General features: G+C 71.6%; 15 protein-coding genes. 8 read left to right on the top strand and 7 right to left on the bottom strand.

The annotated features are described in order from the left end of the window. Positions 1-4: 4 nt before the first annotated feature. The gene (locus ACIHIX_RS02815) at positions 5-1087 is read right to left on the bottom strand and encodes an SGNH/GDSL hydrolase family protein (RefSeq protein ID WP_399949004.1); all 1083 of its coding nucleotides are present in this window, start codon (positions 1085-1087) and stop codon (positions 5-7) included. Positions 1088-1219: 132 nt separating this feature from the next. On the opposite strand from ACIHIX_RS02815, the gene mmpB reads away from it, so the two are divergent. After that, positions 1220-1348, top strand: a complete 129-nt coding sequence (mmpB, locus tag ACIHIX_RS02820) for a morphogenic membrane protein MmpB (RefSeq protein WP_399949006.1) — start codon at positions 1220-1222, stop codon at positions 1346-1348. A 22-nt stretch (positions 1349-1370) separates the two neighbouring features. After that, entirely contained in the window at positions 1371-1991 is a 621-nt protein-coding gene (locus ACIHIX_RS02825) for a Maf family protein (RefSeq protein ID WP_399949007.1), read from the top strand. Here ACIHIX_RS02825 and ACIHIX_RS02830 read toward each other — a convergent pair. After that, positions 1960-2409 carry a hypothetical protein gene (locus ACIHIX_RS02830; RefSeq protein ID WP_399949009.1) on the bottom strand — a complete coding sequence of 150 codons (450 nt, stop codon included), beginning with the start codon at positions 2407-2409 and terminating at the stop codon, positions 1960-1962. The two genes, ACIHIX_RS02825 and ACIHIX_RS02830, sit on opposite strands and share 32 nt — an antisense overlap. Positions 2410-2773: 364 nt before the next feature. On the opposite strand from ACIHIX_RS02830, the gene ACIHIX_RS02835 reads away from it, so the two are divergent. Then, positions 2774-4549 carry an acetyl/propionyl/methylcrotonyl-CoA carboxylase subunit alpha gene (locus ACIHIX_RS02835; RefSeq protein WP_399949010.1) on the top strand — a complete coding sequence of 592 codons (1776 nt, stop codon included), beginning with the start codon at positions 2774-2776 and terminating at the stop codon, positions 4547-4549. 90 nt (positions 4550-4639) lie between these two features. On the opposite strand, the gene ACIHIX_RS02840 is transcribed toward ACIHIX_RS02835, so the two are convergent. Both ACIHIX_RS02840 and ACIHIX_RS02845 read right to left on the bottom strand, forming a co-directional pair. After that, positions 4640-5338 carry a hypothetical protein gene (locus ACIHIX_RS02840; protein WP_399949011.1) on the bottom strand — a complete coding sequence of 233 codons (699 nt, stop codon included), beginning with the start codon at positions 5336-5338 and terminating at the stop codon, positions 4640-4642. Positions 5339-5452: 114 nt separating this feature from the next. Beyond that, positions 5453-6442, bottom strand: coding sequence for a response regulator transcription factor (locus ACIHIX_RS02845; RefSeq protein ID WP_399949012.1), 990 nt, complete (start codon positions 6440-6442; stop codon positions 5453-5455). 249 nt (positions 6443-6691) lie between these two features. On the opposite strand from ACIHIX_RS02845, the gene ACIHIX_RS02850 reads away from it, so the two are divergent. Continuing rightward, a complete protein-coding gene (locus ACIHIX_RS02850; protein WP_399950032.1) occupies positions 6692-7234 on the top strand; it encodes a TetR/AcrR family transcriptional regulator in 543 nt (180 codons plus the stop codon). A gap of 85 nt (positions 7235-7319) precedes the next feature. Here ACIHIX_RS02850 and ACIHIX_RS02855 read toward each other — a convergent pair whose 3' ends face one another. Further along, positions 7320-8285, bottom strand: coding sequence for a DeoR/GlpR family DNA-binding transcription regulator (locus ACIHIX_RS02855; RefSeq protein ID WP_399949013.1), 966 nt, complete (start codon positions 8283-8285; stop codon positions 7320-7322). A 166-nt stretch (positions 8286-8451) separates the two neighbouring features. Next, positions 8452-9900 carry an NAD(P)H-quinone dehydrogenase gene (locus ACIHIX_RS02860; protein ID WP_399949014.1) on the bottom strand — a complete coding sequence of 483 codons (1449 nt, stop codon included), beginning with the start codon at positions 9898-9900 and terminating at the stop codon, positions 8452-8454. A 97-nt stretch (positions 9901-9997) separates the two neighbouring features. Here ACIHIX_RS02860 and ACIHIX_RS02865 point away from each other — a divergent pair, with 97 nt between their 5' ends. The 4 genes from ACIHIX_RS02865 (at position 9998) to ACIHIX_RS02880 (ending at position 14516) form a co-directional block, all read left to right on the top strand. After that, on the top strand, positions 9998-10435 hold the full coding sequence (locus ACIHIX_RS02865) for a gamma-glutamylcyclotransferase (protein ID WP_329335415.1): 438 nt from the start codon (positions 9998-10000) through the stop codon (positions 10433-10435). Between the two features lie 102 nt (positions 10436-10537). Further along, positions 10538-11362 carry a purine-nucleoside phosphorylase gene (locus ACIHIX_RS02870; RefSeq protein ID WP_329335416.1) on the top strand — a complete coding sequence of 275 codons (825 nt, stop codon included), beginning with the start codon at positions 10538-10540 and terminating at the stop codon, positions 11360-11362. Between the two features lie 197 nt (positions 11363-11559). Next, on the top strand, positions 11560-13191 hold the full coding sequence (locus tag ACIHIX_RS02875; RefSeq protein ID WP_399949017.1) for a phospho-sugar mutase: 1632 nt from the start codon (positions 11560-11562) through the stop codon (positions 13189-13191). A gap of 155 nt (positions 13192-13346) precedes the next feature. After that, positions 13347-14516 carry a hypothetical protein gene (locus tag ACIHIX_RS02880; RefSeq protein ID WP_399949019.1) on the top strand — a complete coding sequence of 390 codons (1170 nt, stop codon included), beginning with the start codon at positions 13347-13349 and terminating at the stop codon, positions 14514-14516. 9 nt (positions 14517-14525) lie between these two features. On the opposite strand, the gene ACIHIX_RS02885 is transcribed toward ACIHIX_RS02880, so the two are convergent. Next, positions 14526-16172, bottom strand: a complete 1647-nt coding sequence (locus ACIHIX_RS02885; protein WP_399949021.1) for a hypothetical protein — start codon at positions 16170-16172, stop codon at positions 14526-14528. Positions 16173-16266: the final 94 nt, after the last annotated feature.

A 16266-nucleotide genomic window follows, 5' to 3' on the forward strand; every position in this document is an offset into this window, starting at 1 on the left:
GCAGCTACAAACAACCCGACACGGCCTCGGCCATCACCGCGTACCCCTCGTCATTGGGGTGCAGATGATCACCGGAGTCATACGCGGGGTGCAGCCGATCCGGATCCCCCGGATCGGCCATCACCCGTTGCAGATCCACCACCCCACTGAACTCCTCCGCGCCCCGAATCCACTCGTTGACCTCGTGACTCACCTTCGCCGCATGCTCCCCCCAGTGGTCCGAGCCCCCGAACGGCAGCAAGGTCCCCCCGACGACTCTCAGCCCCCGCGCCTGCCGTATCAACTCCCGGTATCCGGCGATGAGTTCATCCGCCTCCACCACCGGTGAGGGCTTGTACGTGGGCTGCTCGTCCGTCTCGCTGAACCCGATGTCGTTCAGCCCGAGCAGCACCACGACCGTGTCCACCCCGGTCAGCCCGAGGACGTCCCGCCCGAACCGCCGGACGCCCCTCTCCCCGTACCACGCGGAGTCGTTGAGCAGCAGGTTCCCGCCGATCCCGGCGTTGAGCACGGGCCGCCCGGTCAGCCGGGCCAGCGCGTCCGACCACCGCCGGTCCGCGTCCACGGTCGACCCGAACCCGTCGGTGAGGGAGTCCCCGAACAGCACCACCCCGTCACCGCGACCGGCGTCGACCTCCACGGCGCTCAGGAAGTACCAGGACTCGCTCACGGCATCAAAGCCCTCGGCACTGTCCAGCAGATCCCCCTCGCCCCGTTCGGTCGTCGCGAACGCCTGCGCATGGAACGTCGCCGGTCCGGTCGCCTCCTCGAAGTACAGCGTGACCGCCACCGACTCCCCCGCGCTGACGGCCAGTTGCGCGGGGTCGCTGACGACCTCGCCCCGGGCCGGGATCGCCACGTCACGGGCGCCCCCGAAGCTCAGCCGCCGCCCTCCGACGCTCGCCCCGGCGACCCGCACGGGCGAGGTGCCGTACGCGTTCGACAGCCGTATCCGCAGCCGGTCCCCGCCCCCGCTCAGCCGCACGACCTGGCGCAGGGACTGGCGCCAGAAGCCCTCGCGGGACCAGTTGGGGGTGAAGCCTTCGCTCGGGAGCTGGGGGGAAGCAGCCCAGACAGTGGTGAACACAGCGGCACGACCCTTCAAACGGGACCAGAGTTCCCTTAACAATAGACACACTAACGGAACCACAGACCCTTTTGGTGAAGTTGAGTACGCGTACTCAGGCGCCGCCCCACCCCCGCGGCGCACGCTGGACCCATGCTCTGGTCCGACCCCGAGAACGAACCGCCCAAGGAACTGCGCGACATGCAGGAGATGTTGCGGAGACTGGGCCTGTTCCTGGCGTTGGCCATGGTGCTGGCGATGCTCGTGCTCGGCACGAAGTGACGGGCGCCGATACCCTGACCGCATGACTGCTCAGCCACGCCGCCGACTCGTCCTCGCCTCCCAGTCCCCCGCCCGGCTGAATCTGCTGCGGCAGGCCGGACTGGCGCCCGAGGTACTCGTGAGCGGTGTCGACGAGGACGCCGTCAGCGCCCCCACCCCGGCCGAACTGGCCCTCGCGCTCGCCGAGGCGAAGGCCTCCGTCGTGTCGGCGAAGCCCGAGGTCAAGGGCGCGATCGTGATCGGCTGCGACTCGGTGCTCGACCTCGACGGCGAGGCGCTCGGCAAGCCCGCGGACGCCGAGGAGGCCACCGCCCGCTGGAAGGCCATGCGCGGGCGCGCGGGCACGCTCCAGACCGGCCACTGCGTCTACGACACCGTCTCCGGCCGGTATGTCTCCGCCGTCGCCTCGACCGTCGTCCGCTTCGGCGAGCCGAGCGACGAGGAGATCGCCGCCTACGTCGCCTCCGGCGAACCCCTCTACGTCGCCGGGGCGTTCACCCTCGACGGCCGCAGCGCGCCGTTCATCGACGGTATCGACGGCGACCACGGCAACGTGATCGGCATCAGCCTGCCCCTCGTCCGGAGGCTGCTGGCCGAACTGGGCGTCGGGATCACGGAGTTGTGGGCGCCGGCGGAGAACTGACCGGAACGGCGTCTTCCTTGGGCTGCTGAGGACGGTCGTACGTCATCAGGAGCAGCACGATCAGTGCCAGTACGACGATCATGAACCCGAACTGGGCCGGGCCCAGCAGACCCCACGCGAACGCGCCCAGCAGGGCGTGCACCACGGCCGCGCTGATCAGCAGGATGCGCCCGAAGCCGGCCGGGGCGCGGTCGCGCAGGGCGACCAGCAGCGCCACCAGGCCGCAGAAGGCGAAGTAGAGGCCGAAGACGACGCCGCCGATCTTCGAGGAGATCGACATCATGTCGGGGTCGAGGCCGGCCAGGGACATGTCCTGACGGTCGACGACCACCCCGAGGAACCAGTTGACCGCCGCGATCCCGAGTGCCTCCGCGAAGAGGACTATCGCCACGATCCACGCCACCGGCCTGCGCACCACCGGCCCCCACCCACTCTCAAGCCGAGCCCTGGTTACTCCAAGTACGTTCGATACAGCCCGAACGCTACTAACGGGTAAACCGTGGGACAAGGGTTCTGCGGACGGCAAAGAATCATTGGGCCATTCGTAGGGACTCCACAAAGAAACGGAGTGGCCCGCAGCACGTGGTGACAGAGACCTTGACCACAAGGGAGGGCTAGGGTTTCCCGGAGGAGTCCTGCGTACCGAAGCGCGACAAGGGATTTCGCGGGTCGAGCGAGCCTCGAATCACGCTCCGTGTGGGCAAGCTCACCATTGGGGACGGGTCGAAGTGCCGTGTCGGCAGTCCCTAAACTCGGCTTGTTTCAAGGAGGGAGCCTCAATCGTGCGCAAGGTGCTCATCGCCAACCGTGGCGAAATCGCTGTCCGCGTGGCCCGGGCCTGCCGGGATGCCGGTATCGCGAGCGTGGCCGTATACGCCGACCCGGACCGGGACGCTCTGCATGTCCGCGCCGCGGATGAGGCGTTCGCCCTGGGCGGTGACACCCCGGCGACCAGTTATCTGGTGATCGACAAGATCCTGAACGCCGCCCGGGAGTCCGGGGCCGACGCCATCCACCCGGGCTACGGCTTCCTGTCCGAGAACGCCGAGTTCGCGCAGGCGGTCCTGGACGCGGGCCTGATCTGGATCGGCCCGCCGCCGCAGGCCATCCGCGACCTCGGTGACAAGGTCGCCGCCCGGCACATCGCCCAGCGCGCCGGTGCGCCGCTGGTCGCCGGCACGCCGGACCCGGTCTCCGGGGCGGACGAGGTCGTGGCGTTCGCCGAGGAGCACGGCCTGCCGATCGCCATCAAGGCCGCCTTCGGTGGTGGTGGCCGTGGTCTGAAGGTCGCCCGGACGCTGGAAGAGGTCCCGGAGCTGTACGAGTCGGCGGTCCGTGAGGCCGTGGCCGCGTTCGGCCGGGGCGAGTGCTTCGTCGAGCGCTACCTCGACAAGCCGCGGCACGTGGAGACGCAGTGCCTGGCCGACAGCCACGGCAACGTGGTCGTCGTGTCCACGCGTGACTGCTCGCTCCAGCGCCGCCACCAGAAGCTGGTCGAGGAGGCGCCCGCGCCGTTCCTCTCCGACGCCCAGGTCGCCGAGCTGTACGCGTCGTCGAAGGCCATCCTCAAGGAGGCCGGCTACGTCGGTGCGGGCACGGTCGAGTTCCTGGTCGGCATGGACGGCACGATCTCCTTCCTGGAGGTCAACACCCGTCTCCAGGTGGAGCACCCGGTCACCGAGGAGGTCGCCGGCATCGACCTGGTGCGCGAGATGTTCCGTATCGCCGACGGCGAGGAGCTCGGCTACGGCGACCCGGAGCTGCGCGGCCATTCCTTCGAGTTCCGCATCAACGGCGAGGACCCGGGCCGCAACTTCCTCCCGGCTCCCGGCACGGTCACCACGTTCGCCCCGCCGACCGGCCCGGGCGTCCGCCTGGACGCGGGCGTCGAGTCCGGCAGCGTGATCGGCCCGGCGTGGGACTCCCTGCTGGCCAAGCTGATCGTCACCGGCGCCACCCGTGAGCAGGCGCTCCAGCGGGCCGCCCGCGCCCTGGAGGAGTTCCAGGTCGAGGGCATGGCGACGGCGATCCCGTTCCACCGCGCGGTGGTCAAGGACCCGGCGTTCGCCCCCGAACTCACCGGCTCCGCCGACCCGTTCACGGTCCACACCCGCTGGATCGAGACCGAGTTCGTCAACGAGATCAAGCCCTTCGCCGCCCCCACCGACGCGGAGGCGGACGAGGACGACAAGGACCGCGAGACGATCGTGGTCGAGGTCGGCGGCAAGCGCCTGGAGGTCTCCCTGCCGTCCTCGCTCGGCATGACGCTGGCCCGCACCGGTCTCGCGGCGGGCGCCAAGCCCAAGCGCCGCGCGGCCAAGAAGTCCGGCCCCGTCGCCTCCGGCGACACCCTCGCCTCCCCGATGCAGGGCACGATCGTCAAGATCGCCGTCGAGGAGGGCCAGGAGGTCAAGGAGGGCGACCTGGTCGTCGTCCTGGAGGCCATGAAGATGGAGCAGCCGCTCAACGCGCACCGCTCCGGCACCATCAAGGGCCTGTCCGCCGAGGTCGGCGCGTCGATCACGTCCGGCGCGGCGATCTGCGAGATCAAGGACTGAGCAGGTCTCCCACGGCATACCGGGGCGCCCGGCGGACTGGAGCAGTCAGTCCGCCGGGCGCTCCGTTTCCTTCTCCCCCGAGGCGGTGGTCTACGAGGGGCTGCGGACCCACCCCGTGCCATGGCGCACGAAGGCGAGGGCCGCGTAGCCGAAGGCGACGGCGAGCATCACGAACGACAGCACGGTCACCGGGTCGACGCCGGTCGCGTAGCCGGCGACGTTGAACGGCATGGACAGGATCAGCAGCCAGGCGGCCCACGCCGGGACGGTCCGGCCGCGCAGCAGCGCGACGCCGAGCAGGACGGCGCCGACGACATGGGCGGCGACGAAGTAGAGGACGGGGACCCCCACCGCGGGCAGATCGTTGGTCCCCGTGGCCACCTTCGCGAGGGTGGCCACGGGGACCCCCTTGTCGAACGCGCCGAGGGCGACGGTGTCGAGCGACGGGGTCGCGGTGATCGCGAGCAGCCCGGTACCGAAGAGGACCGAGCCCCACAGGCCGAGCCGGGCGGACCGCGCGGTGGCCAGCATGCCGACGGCGATCAGGCCGGGGGCGAGGACGACGGTGCCGGCCGTCCACAGCCACACGGACACCTCGGTGGCGCCCTGGTGGGCGGCGATCACCCGGGCGATCTCGTCGGCGTCGGCGTTGGTGTCGTACGGGCTGATCAGGAACGCCGCCGCGAACAGCAGCGGCCCCAGTACGGCCGCGGCCGCCGCGAGCCGCCGTGCGGTCCCGGCGGGCGCCGGTTCGGTGGTGGTGGGCGGGTGTGACGACGTGGTGGCCATGGAAGTCCCCCTGAGGTCGCGTCTTTTCGGAGCGCCTCAGGCCAGTGAACCGAGCGGCCCCGCCCGGTGACCATCCGTCAATTCTGAGGGTTGCGGCGGCCGGTCCTCAGGCAGTCAGTCGGACAGCAGCCCGAGGTCCCGCCCCCGCCGCAGCAGCGCCGCCGTGTGCCCCGCCTCCAGCTTCCGGTGCAGGGACGCGATATAGCCGCGCACGGTGGTCGGGGAGAGCCCCATCCGCCGGGCCGCCTCCGTCGCCGTACGGCCGTCGTGCAGCTGGCGCAGGGTCCGGTGCTCCTGCTCGGTCACGCCGAACAGCCGTGCGGCGGCCCGGCCTCGGGCGAGGTCGCGGAGAAGCACCAACGCGGGCAGCTCGGGCGCGGCCGGCGGCACGGGCCGCACCTCGACGTCCCGGACGGTGAAACGGTGTTCGTCAGCGAGCCGGGGATCGTCACGTACGACGGTCAGCAGGTCGGCGGCGAGGGCGTTCAGCGGCTGGGCCCGCCCGTCCTCGCCCCGTACCGCGACACCCCACCCATGACTCGTGGCGAGGGCCAGCGCGGCGTCGGAGAACGCGAGCAGCCGCTGCCGATCGGCCAACCTCCGCTCCACTGCCGCGAGTTGAAGCTGGGCGAAGCCGAGCAGATCGCGTTCCCGTTCACTGAAGTCGGCGCCGGACCTGACGAGCGCGTACCCCTCGACCGCGCCCTGCCCGGCACCGGCCGTCGCCACCAGATGCCGGCGCAGCCCGAAGGGCCGGAAGTCCAGATTGAAGCAGTGGGTACGCCGCCACTGCCGGTCCCCGGCGACATCGCTGACCCGCCAGGCCGCCGACGTGGGCGTCTCCAGCATGATCCCGGTGAGCGGGTGGTCCAGGGGATGGTCGTAGATCACCCTCGGGTCGGCATGGAAGGAGTCCTCGGGCACGGACAGCGCGGACACCCCGGCCCCGTCGACGGAGAGCCGGTACGCCTGCCCCGCGTCGGCCGGGATCAACTCCATCAGCGCCCCCAGCGCCCGCCCCCGCAACTCCCGCTCCGACCCGGCGTCTTCCAGCTCGCCCGCGATCCCGAGCACCCGCCGCGCATCCCGACCGGCGATCTCCATACGCACTCTCCCGGCGCCGCTCTCGCCCTGAGAAGTCCTGAGATGTCAGAGGAAACCCCGAGAAAGGCTCTCCCGAGAAGAAGGTACGGCCTCAGCGCGCCCCGGCAAGCCCGGTCGGCCGCCTTCGATGGCATCCTGGGGGCATACCGGGGGCGTGCGAGAGAGCAGGTGGGAGCCATGGTGAGCGCGATCTCACGGGAGACCGCGGAGAACCGGGAGGCCACGGCGGCCTCCGCACCGACACGCGCCATGCGCGCCGACGCCCGCCGCAACTACGAGCGCCTCCTCACCGAGGCCCGCTCGGCCTTCGCCGCGCACGGCGCGGAGGCGTCCCTGGAGGACGTGGCAAGACGCGCGGGCGTCGGCATCGGCACCCTCTACCGCCACTTCCCCAACCGCAACGCCCTGCTGAGCGCGGTCTTCGAGGACGCGGTGGCGGACTTGCTGGCCCGCTCCCACGAACTCCTGGCCGACCCCAACCCCTGCGCGGCCCTGGTGACCTGGCTGCGCGAGATCGTCACGCACGCAGGCGAGTACCGGGGCCTGGCAAGGCAGTTGATGTCGGTGACGTCCGACGACACGTCGGCACTGGCACGGTGCAGCGACCCGATCAGGGAGGCGGGCAGCGCGCTGCTGCGGCGAGCGCAGGAGGCGGGCGCGGTACGCGAGGACGTGGCAATCACCGACCTCCTCCAACTGACCCATGCGATCGCACTGGCGGCGGAGGAGAGCCCGGGGGACGAGGACTTGGCGGACAGATTGTTGCAACTAACGCTGCGGGGACTTACTTAGGGGCGCGGGGAACTGCGCGACCAGCCACATACGGCCTGCACTCGCGCACTCACACGAACCCCTACGGCGACTAGGCATCGGCCCTTCAACGCCGCCGCATGTCAGCGACCCGCGCCCGCTGCTGCTCAGCCCCCGGCGCCTCAGACGTCAACGTCCGAAGCCCCGCCCCCGGAACCTGCCCCCGCCGAGGCCCCGGCAGGGCCACGTCACGGCGAGCTTGGCGCGGGGGGACGGAATCACCCGAGCCCCCCGAACCCCCCGAGTTTCCCGACGCCCCCGCGACAGCGATCTGCACACCCTGGTCGGCCAGCGCCTGCAACTCCGTGCCGGCGCGGTCGTCATGAGCCGGCGGCTCATCCGTCACCAGCCGCGTGATCACATCGGTGGGCACGGTCTGGAACATGGTGTCCGTACCGAGCTTGGTGTGATCGGCGAGCACCACGACCTCCGCCGCGGCCTGCACCAACGCCCGGTCGACGGACGCCGACAGCATGTTGGACGTGGACAGCCCGCGCTCGGCGGTGAGACCGCTGCCGGACAGGAAGGCCCGCGACACCCGCAGCCCCTGCAGGGACTGCTCCGCGCCGGAACCGACCAGCGCGTAGTTGGAGCCCCGCAGCGTGCCGCCGGTCATCACGACTTCCACCCGGTTGGCATGGGCCAACGCCTGAGCCACCAGCAGGGAGTTGGTGACGACGGTCAGCCCGGGTACGCGAGCGAGCCGGCGGGCCAGCTCCTGTGTCGTCGTACCCGCCCCGACCACGATGGCTTCGCCTTCTTCGACGAAGTTCGCGGCGAGGTCGGCGATGGCCGTCTTCTCGGCGGTCGCGAGATGCGATTTCTGCGGAAAGCCGGACTCCCGCGTGAACCCGCCCGGCAATACCGCACCGCCATGTCGGCGGTCGAGGAGTCCTTCTGCCTCCAGTGCGCGCACGTCCCGCCGTACGGTCACTTCGGAGGTCTGGACGACGCGGGCGAGCTCACGGAGCGACACGGCCCCGTTCGCTCGCACCATTTCGAGGATCAATTGGCGACGTTCTGCAGCGAACACGAAACTGACAGTAACGCGGACGACCGTCTGCTTTCAGCAGTATGCGCCGAATAAACGAAGTTGTTCGCACGGCAGAGTCGGAAGTGGTATAGGGCCTAATCGCCCCGACTATGCCGCACGAATGGTCGACAACTCCCTGTGACCAGCGGGGAGTCGGTTTCGGCCGTCAGGCGCCGCCGGTTTCCTTCCGGGTGTGGAGCTGACGCGCCACCTCGGCGATCGACCCCGAAAGGGAGGGGTACACGGTGAACGCGTTCGCGATCTGTTCGACGGTCAGGTTGTTGTCGACCGCGATCGAGATCGGATGGATCAGTTCCGAAGCGCGCGGCGCGACGACCACACCGCCGACGACGATGCCCGTGCCGGGGCGGCAGAAGATCTTGACGAATCCGTCGCGGATGCCCTGCATCTTGGCGCGCGGGTTGCGCAGCAGGGGCAGCTTCACGACCCGCGCGTCGATCTTGCCCGCGTCGACGTCGGCCTGGGTGTAGCCGACGGTCGCGATCTCCGGGTCGGTGAAGACGTTGGAGGAGACGGTCTTGAGGTTCAGCGGGGCCACCGCGTCGCCCAGGAAGTGGTACATGGCGATACGGCCCTGCATGGCGGCGACGGACGCGAGGGCGAAGACGCCGGTCACGTCACCGGCGGCGTACACACCGGGAGCCGTCGTCCTGGAGACCTTGTCGGTCCAGATGTGCCCGGAGTCGCGCAGCCTGACGCCGGCCTCCTCCAGGCCGAGGCCCGCGCTGTTGGGGATGGCGCCGACGGCCATGAGGCAGTGGGTGCCGGAGATGACACGGCCGTCGGAGAGGGTGACCTCGACCCGGTCGCCGACCCGCTTGGCGGCGGCGGCGCGGGAGCGGGCCATGACGTTCATGCCGCGGCGGCGGAAGACGTCCTCCAGGACGGCGGCGGCGTCCGGGTCCTCGCCGGGCAGCACGCGGTCGCGCGACGAGACGAGCGTGACCTTGGACCCCAGCGCCTGATAGGCGCCGGCGAACTCGGCGCCCGTCACACCGGAACCGACCACGATGAGCTCTTCCGGCAGCTCGGTCAGGTCGTAGACCTGCGTCCAGTTGAAGATGCGCTCGCCGTCGGGCAGCGCGTCGGGCACCTCGCGCGGGTGGCCGCCGGTCGCGATCAGCACGGCGTCGGCGACGAGGGTCTCCTCGGTGCCGTCGGCGGTGCTGACGATCACCTTGCGGGAGCCGTCCAGGCCCTGCATGCCCTCCAGGCGTCCACGGCCGCGCATGACGCGGGCGCCGGCGCGGGTGACGGAGGCGGTGATGTCGTGCGACTGCGCGAGCGCGAGCCGCTTGACTCGCCGGTTGACCTTCCCCAGGTCCACGCCCACGACCCGGGCGGCCTGCTCCAGGGGCGGGGTGTCGTCGGCCACGATGATGCCGAGCTCTTCGTACGACGAGTCGAAGGTGGTCATCACCTCGGCCGTAGCGATAAGGGTCTTCGACGGCACGCAGTCGGTCAGCACCGACGCTCCGCCCAGACCGTCGCAGTCGACGACGGTCACCTCCGCGCCGAGCTGCGCCGCGACCAGCGCCGCTTCGTATCCGCCGGGTCCGCCACCGATGATCACGATCCGAGTCACGTACTCCATTGTCCCGCACGCTTCAAGGTGCTACTGCCCGGGGGCCCGCCCGAGACGCCACTGTTACGGGAGTGACGCCGGATGCCGCTGCCGTACCCTCTCCTGCATGTCGCTCTACGCCGCCTACGCCGGCAATCTCGACGCCCGGCTGATGACGCGCCGCGCACCGCACTCGCCGCTGCGCGCCACGGGCTGGCTGAACGGCTGGCGGCTCACCTTCGGCGGCGAGCAGATGGGCTGGGAGGGCGCCCTCGCCACCCTCGTCGAGGACCCCCTCTCCCAGGTCTTCGTCGCGCTGTACGACATCGCCCCGCCGGACGAGGACTCCATGGACCGGTGGGAGGGCGTCGGCCTCGGCATCTACCGCCGGATGCGGGTACGGGTGCACACGCTCGACACCGAGGAGTCGGCGTGGGTGTACGTCCTCGACGCCTACGAGGGCGGCCTGCCCTCGGCCCGGTACCTCGGCGAGATCGCGGACGCGGCCGAATCGGCGGGCGCGCCGCACGACTATGTGATGGAACTGCGCAAGCGTCCCTGCTGAAGCGCGCGTCACACCTCTCGTTGGAAACGACAAGACAACGATCGCCATCCCGTTCGCTCTGTCATCTACGCGCGTAGGCCCAGACCAGCTACGCTCATCCGCGTGAACGCATCTCTTCTTCCGGACGACATCCAGGGCGACCCGCACGCCGCCGCCGACGCCGCCGCCGCGCGCCTGCGCGAACTGACCGGCGCCGAGACCCACGACGTCGCCCTCGTGATGGGCTCCGGCTGGGCGCCGGCCGTGGACGCCCTCGGCGCTCCCGACGCCGAGTTCCAGGTCACCGAGCTGCCCGGCTTCCCGCCGCCGGCGGTCGAGGGCCACGGCGGCAAGATCCGCTCGTACCAGATGGGCGAGAAGCGGGCTCTGGTCTTCCTGGGCCGCACGCACTACTACGAGGGCCGCGGCGTGGCGGCGGTCGCGCACGGCGTCCGTACGGCGGTGGCGGCGGGCTGCAAGACGATCGTCCTCACCAACGGCTGCGGCGGTCTGCGCGAGGGCATGCGCCCCGGCCAGCCGGTCCTGATCAGCGACCACATCAACCTCACGGCGACGTCCCCGATCGTCGGCGCGAACTTCGTCGACCTGACGGACCTCTACTCGCCTCGGCTGCGCGCCCTGTGCAAGGAGATCGACCCGACCCTCGAAGAGGGCGTGTACGCCCAGTTCCCCGGCCCGCACTACGAGACCCCGGCCGAGATCCGCATGGCCCGCGTGATCGGCGCGGACCTGGTCGGCATGTCGACGGTGCTGGAGGCGATCGCGGCGCGTGAGGCCGGCGCGGAGGTGCTCGGCATCTCCCTGGTGACGAACCTCGCGGCGGGCATGACGGGCGAGCCCCTCAACCACGAAGAGGTCCTCCAGGCGGGCCGGGACAGCGCGACGCAGATGGGCGCCCTCCTGGCCCAGGTGCTCGGCCGCATCTGACCGCTCAGGGGGCTCCGCCCCCTGGACCCCCGGCCTATGCCCATCCACCGCCCGACTCGGTGGGTCGAAAGGTTCACCTCTTGGCCGACAGTAAACGGGTGGTGGGCGGGCACAGGCCGGGGGTCTGGGGGCGGAGCCCCCAGGGGCCGCCACCCCCACGCACCCGCACCCGCACAACCGACGAGAGGCTCCCCCCGGTGCACGACGACCTCATCACCCAGGCCAGGACATGGCTCGCCGAGGACCCCGACCCCGAGACCCGTGACGAACTCGGCAAGCTCATCGAGGCCGGGGACGTCACCGAGCTCACCGCCCGCTTCAGCGGCACCCTCCAGTTCGGCACCGCGGGCCTCAGAGGCGAACTCGGCGCAGGCCCCATGCGCATGAACCGTGCCGTCGTCATCCGCGCCGCGGCCGGACTCGCCGCGTACCTCAAGAAGCAGGGCAGCACCGACGGCCTCGTAGTCATCGGCTACGACGCCCGCCACAAGTCGGCCGACTTCGCGCGCGACACCGCGGCAGTGATGACCGGCGCCGGACTGAAAGCAGCGATCCTCCCCCGCCCACTCCCCACCCCCGTCCTGGCGTACGCCATAAGGCACCTCGGCGCGGTCGCCGGAGTAGAGGTCACCGCCAGCCACAACCCGCCCCGCGACAACGGCTACAAGGTCTATCTCGGCGACGGCTCCCAGATCGTCCCGCCCGCCGACGCGGAGATCGCGGCGGAGATCGACGCGATCGCGAGCCTCCACGACGTCCCCCGCCCGGACGCCGGCTGGGAGACCCTCGACGACGCCGTCCTCGACGCCTATCTGGCCCGCACGGACGCCGTACTCGCGCAGGACTCCCCCCGCACCGCCCGCACCGTCTACACGGCGATGCACGGCGTCGGCAAGGACGTCCTGCTGGCCGCCTTCGCCCGCGCCGGCTTCCCCGCCCCGGAACTCGTCGCCGAGCAGGCCGAACCCGACCCGGACTTCCCGACCGTCGCCTTCCCCAACCCGGAGGAGCCCGGCGCGATGGACCTCGCCTTCGCGAAGGCCCGCGCCACGGACCCGGACCTGGTCATCGCCAACGACCCGGACGCCGACCGCTGTGCCGTCGCCGTCAAGGCGGACGGCGACTGGCGGATGCTGCGCGGCGACGAGGTCGGCGCCCTGCTCGCCGCCCATCTGGTGAACCGCGGGGCACAGGGTACGTTCGCCGAGTCGATCGTCTCCTCCTCCCTGCTCGGCCGGATCGCCGAGAAGGCGGGTCTGCCGTACGAGGAGACCCTGACCGGCTTCAAGTGGATCGCCCGCGTGGACGGTCTGCGGTACGGCTACGAGGAGGCCCTCGGCTACTGCGTGGACCCGGAGGGCGTGCGGGACAAGGACGGCATCACGGCCGCCCTGCTCATCACCGAACTGGCCTCCGAGCTCAAGGAGGAGGGGCGCACGCTCCTCGACCTCCTCGACGACCTCGCCGTACAGCACGGCCTGCACGCCACCGACCAGCTCTCGGTGCGCGTCGAGGACCTGTCGGTGATCGCCGACGCCATGCGCCGCCTGCGTGAGCAGCCGCCCACCGAGCTGGCCGGGCTCGCGATCACCAGGGCCGAGGACCTCACCCGGGGCACGGACCGGCTCCCGCCCACCGACGGCCTGCGGTACACCCTCGACGGCGCCCGCGTCATCGTCCGCCCCAGCGGCACCGAGCCGAAGCTGAAGTGCTATCTGGAGGTCGTCGTCCCCGTCGCGACGCACGCCGACCTCCCGGCGGCCCACGCCAGGGCGACGGACGTACTGGAGACGATCAAGCGGGACCTGTCGGCGGCGGCCGGCATCTGACCCGCGCCCGACGGGGTGTCCCGACCGTCCCGACCCGTCGGGGCACCCCAACGGGTGATTTACCGCCCCCTCCCCCCATACGCTCCACCCCCTGACCGGCTCTCCGGGAAACGGTGAGCGGACAACCCGTCCGCCGCACGCCCCGGAGCCGCCCCGTGTCCTCGACCGCCCCCAGCATCCCGGGCAGCCGGCGACCCGACACCGCGCCCACGGCCCGCCCCGCCGCGCCCGTCCTGCGCCGGGCCGCCCCCGCCCTCCTCGCCTACGTCGCCGTACGCGTCGTGGGCCTGCTGTTCCTCTCCTTCTGGGCGCACCACCAGGGCCACGGCGTGTGGCCGATCCTGGCGACGCAGTGGGACGCGCACTGGTATCTGGGCATCGCCGACCACGGCTACGCGCACGAGCTGGGCACCGCGTACGACGCGAACAACCTGGCGTTCTTCCCGCTGTACCCGGTGCTGGTGAAGGCGGTCGCGGCCGTCACCCCCGGCACCCGGGCCACCACGGGCCTGCTGATCGCCGTCCTCGCCTCGCTCGGCGCGGCCTGGGGCGTGTTCGCGGTGGGCGACCGTCTGCACGGCCGCCGCGCCGGCATCCTCCTGACCACCCTCTGGGCCGCGTTCCCGGTGGGCCTGGTGCAGTGGATGGGCTACACGGAGTCCCTGTTCACGGCGTTCGCCGCCTGGACCCTGTACGCCCTGCTCGCCGACCGTCCGCTCACCGCGGCCTGGCTCGCGGTCCTGGCCGGCCTGACCCGTCCGACGGGCGTCGCGGTCGCCGCGGCGGTGTCGGTGACGTGTCTGCTCGCCCTGCGCCGCGGGTTCTCCCCGCGCGCTCTCGCCGCCGCCCTGATCGCCCCGCTCGGCTGGTGCGGGTACGTCGGCTGGGTGGGCCTGCGTCTGGGTCGCTGGGACGGCTACTTCGCCGTACAGGCGCTGTGGCGCAACGAGGTGGACGGCGGCCGGGAGACCCTGCGGCGGTTCCGGGAGCTGCTGGTGCGCGACTCGACGCCGGAGCTGTTCCTCGTCCTGGTGACGTGCACGCTGCTGGTGTCGGTGGCGCTGTTGGCGCTGAGCCTCCGGGACCGCCAGCCGCTTCCGCTGCTGGTGTTCACCGGCGTGCTGCTGGCGATCGTGCTGGCCAGCGGCGGTGTCTACTTCCCGCGTGCCCGCTTCCTCCTGCCGGCGTTCCCGCTCCTGCTCCCCCTCGCCGTCCGTCTCCTGCGTCTCCCCGCCCACTACCGCGCACTGGTGCTGACGGGGGCGGTGCTGGGGTCGGCGTACTGGGGGGCGTACATGGTGCTGGTGTGGCCGAGCGCGCCGTAGGGCACCTGCCTACGGCATGAGGTAGAGGGCCGCCGCCCAGGCGAGGAGCAGGGTCAGCGTCACCGGCCACAGACGGCGGTCCCGCTCCCGTGCGTCGATCTCTCCGGTCGGCCGGGCCGCCGGGTCCTTCCACATGGCGGTGATCTCGGCGGCGACCCGTTCATAGGGGTGGACGAAGCCGAGTCTCCGCTCCAGCCATCGCCAGCGCAGGCTGAACGCCTTCCACTCCGAGAAGGTGGCCCGCCGGCTGTCGATCCTCAGCTCGGTGCCCTTGCAGCGGACGATCCGGATGTGGTCCCACGCGATGTGCCGGGTGCGCCGCACCCCGTTGAACCACAGCCCGGCGCTGTCCGCCGTGATGCGCCAGCCGACCCAGTAGGTCAGCACCCAGGCTCCGCAGAGGGCGAGGACGCCGCCGGCGCCCCACCGCCACACCCCGGTCTCGCCCCACAGGTTCTGGCCGGCCCACAGCACCACCGCGGTGGCGGTGAGCCGGTCGGGCCATCCGGCGCGCCAGCGCCCCAGGGTCACCGGCTTCGGTACGGCAGCGACCTCGATCCGCCCCTCCTCCGCCGCGGCCCGCTTCTCCTTGACGAGCGCGCGGTTCACGGTGCGGTCGGAGAGCGGCCGTACGGGCCCGGTCGAGTACTCGGCGACGGGCGGCTCGTCCGGGTCCTCGTCGGCGGCGAGGAGCACGATCTCGGCGCCGTCGTAGGGGGTCCCGTACAGGACGGCCTCGCGCAGCGGCCCGGGAGCGTCGTCGTCGAGCCGGTCGAGGAGGACGTTCAGCTCCTCCTCGTCGAGCTCGTCGCCCTCGCCCTCCGTCTCGCTCTGTGTCTCGTCCTGATCCTCGTCGTCCAGCTCCAGCGTGGAGACGGTGAACAGTGGTCGCAGCGCGCCCGGATCATCGGCGGCGAAGACCTCCGCGTCCACGTCCGCGTTCTCCCGCACCAGCACCCGCAGCACCGGCACCGGCTCCCGGCGCAGTGCGAGGGCCCGGCGGCGGCCCAGCGCGGCGGAGAGCAGCACGGTCAGACCGAGACCGGCCACGTAGAGCCCCGCGGTCGCGGCCCCCTCCCGGTCGACGACGTCGTCCCAGGCGCCGGAGGTGACGCTCACCGCGACACCGGCCGCCAGCACGGCGGAGCCGAACCAGGCCAGCCCCTTCCCGCGGGTCACCGGCGAATCGGCGTACGGCACGCGCGCGGTGACACCCCCGGCCGCCGCGAGAGCCGCTGCGCGCTGCCGCTTCCGGGCGGCGAGCCGTGTCTCGGCGGCCCGTGCGCACAGCCCCGCGAGGACGGCGCAGGCCAGGAAGAGCGGCCAGGAGGGCTCCAGTGCCACAGCCATGACGACCGCCGTCGGCGCGGTGAACCGTACGACCTCGGGCCGGGACACCAGCCAGACCGCTTGGAGGGCCATGAACGCGGCGGCCACAGGCGGTACGCCCCCGTCCGTGACGGCGACCAGCATCAGCGCGGCGCCGAGGCCCAGCAGCACCACCGCCATCACGGCCTCGGTCCGCGGCCGTGAGGGCACCAGGCGCGGCGGAAGCGCCCGCGTCCAGTGCCGCGTCTGTTCTCCGCTCCAGGGGGCACAGCCGTCGGGTATCGCGGAGGCGGGCAGCGGCAGGGGCCGCTGGGGATGCGTACTCATCGTCTTCCAGACACTCGGACCACGCCGGTGGTCGCGGTCCTCGGATCCGGCACGGCCGAGGCGGGGCAGATCATCACCCCGGAAGCTGTGAACC

The organism is Streptomyces sp. NPDC051913, from assembly GCF_044593635.1.
GTDB lineage: Bacteria > Actinomycetota > Actinomycetes > Streptomycetales > Streptomycetaceae > Streptomyces.

Excerpts from the sequence above, each read along its gene's own strand:
- ACIHIX_RS02860 (WP_399949014.1), bottom strand. The coding sequence starts at position 9,900 with ATGGAGTACGTGACTCGGATCGTGATCATCGGTGGCGGACCCGGCGGA.
- ACIHIX_RS02850 (WP_399950032.1), top strand. The coding sequence starts at position 6,692 with ATGCGCGCCGACGCCCGCCGCAACTACGAGCGCCTCCTCACCGAGGCC.
- ACIHIX_RS02825 (WP_399949007.1), top strand. The coding sequence starts at position 1,371 with ATGACTGCTCAGCCACGCCGCCGACTCGTCCTCGCCTCCCAGTCCCCC.
- mmpB (WP_399949006.1), top strand. The coding sequence starts at position 1,220 with ATGCTCTGGTCCGACCCCGAGAACGAACCGCCCAAGGAACTGCGCGAC.
- ACIHIX_RS02840 (WP_399949011.1), bottom strand. The coding sequence starts at position 5,338 with ATGGCCACCACGTCGTCACACCCGCCCACCACCACCGAACCGGCGCCC.
- ACIHIX_RS02865 (WP_329335415.1), top strand. The coding sequence starts at position 9,998 with ATGTCGCTCTACGCCGCCTACGCCGGCAATCTCGACGCCCGGCTGATG.
- ACIHIX_RS02885 (WP_399949021.1), bottom strand. The coding sequence starts at position 16,172 with ATGAGTACGCATCCCCAGCGGCCCCTGCCGCTGCCCGCCTCCGCGATA.
- ACIHIX_RS02845 (WP_399949012.1), bottom strand. The coding sequence starts at position 6,442 with ATGGAGATCGCCGGTCGGGATGCGCGGCGGGTGCTCGGGATCGCGGGC.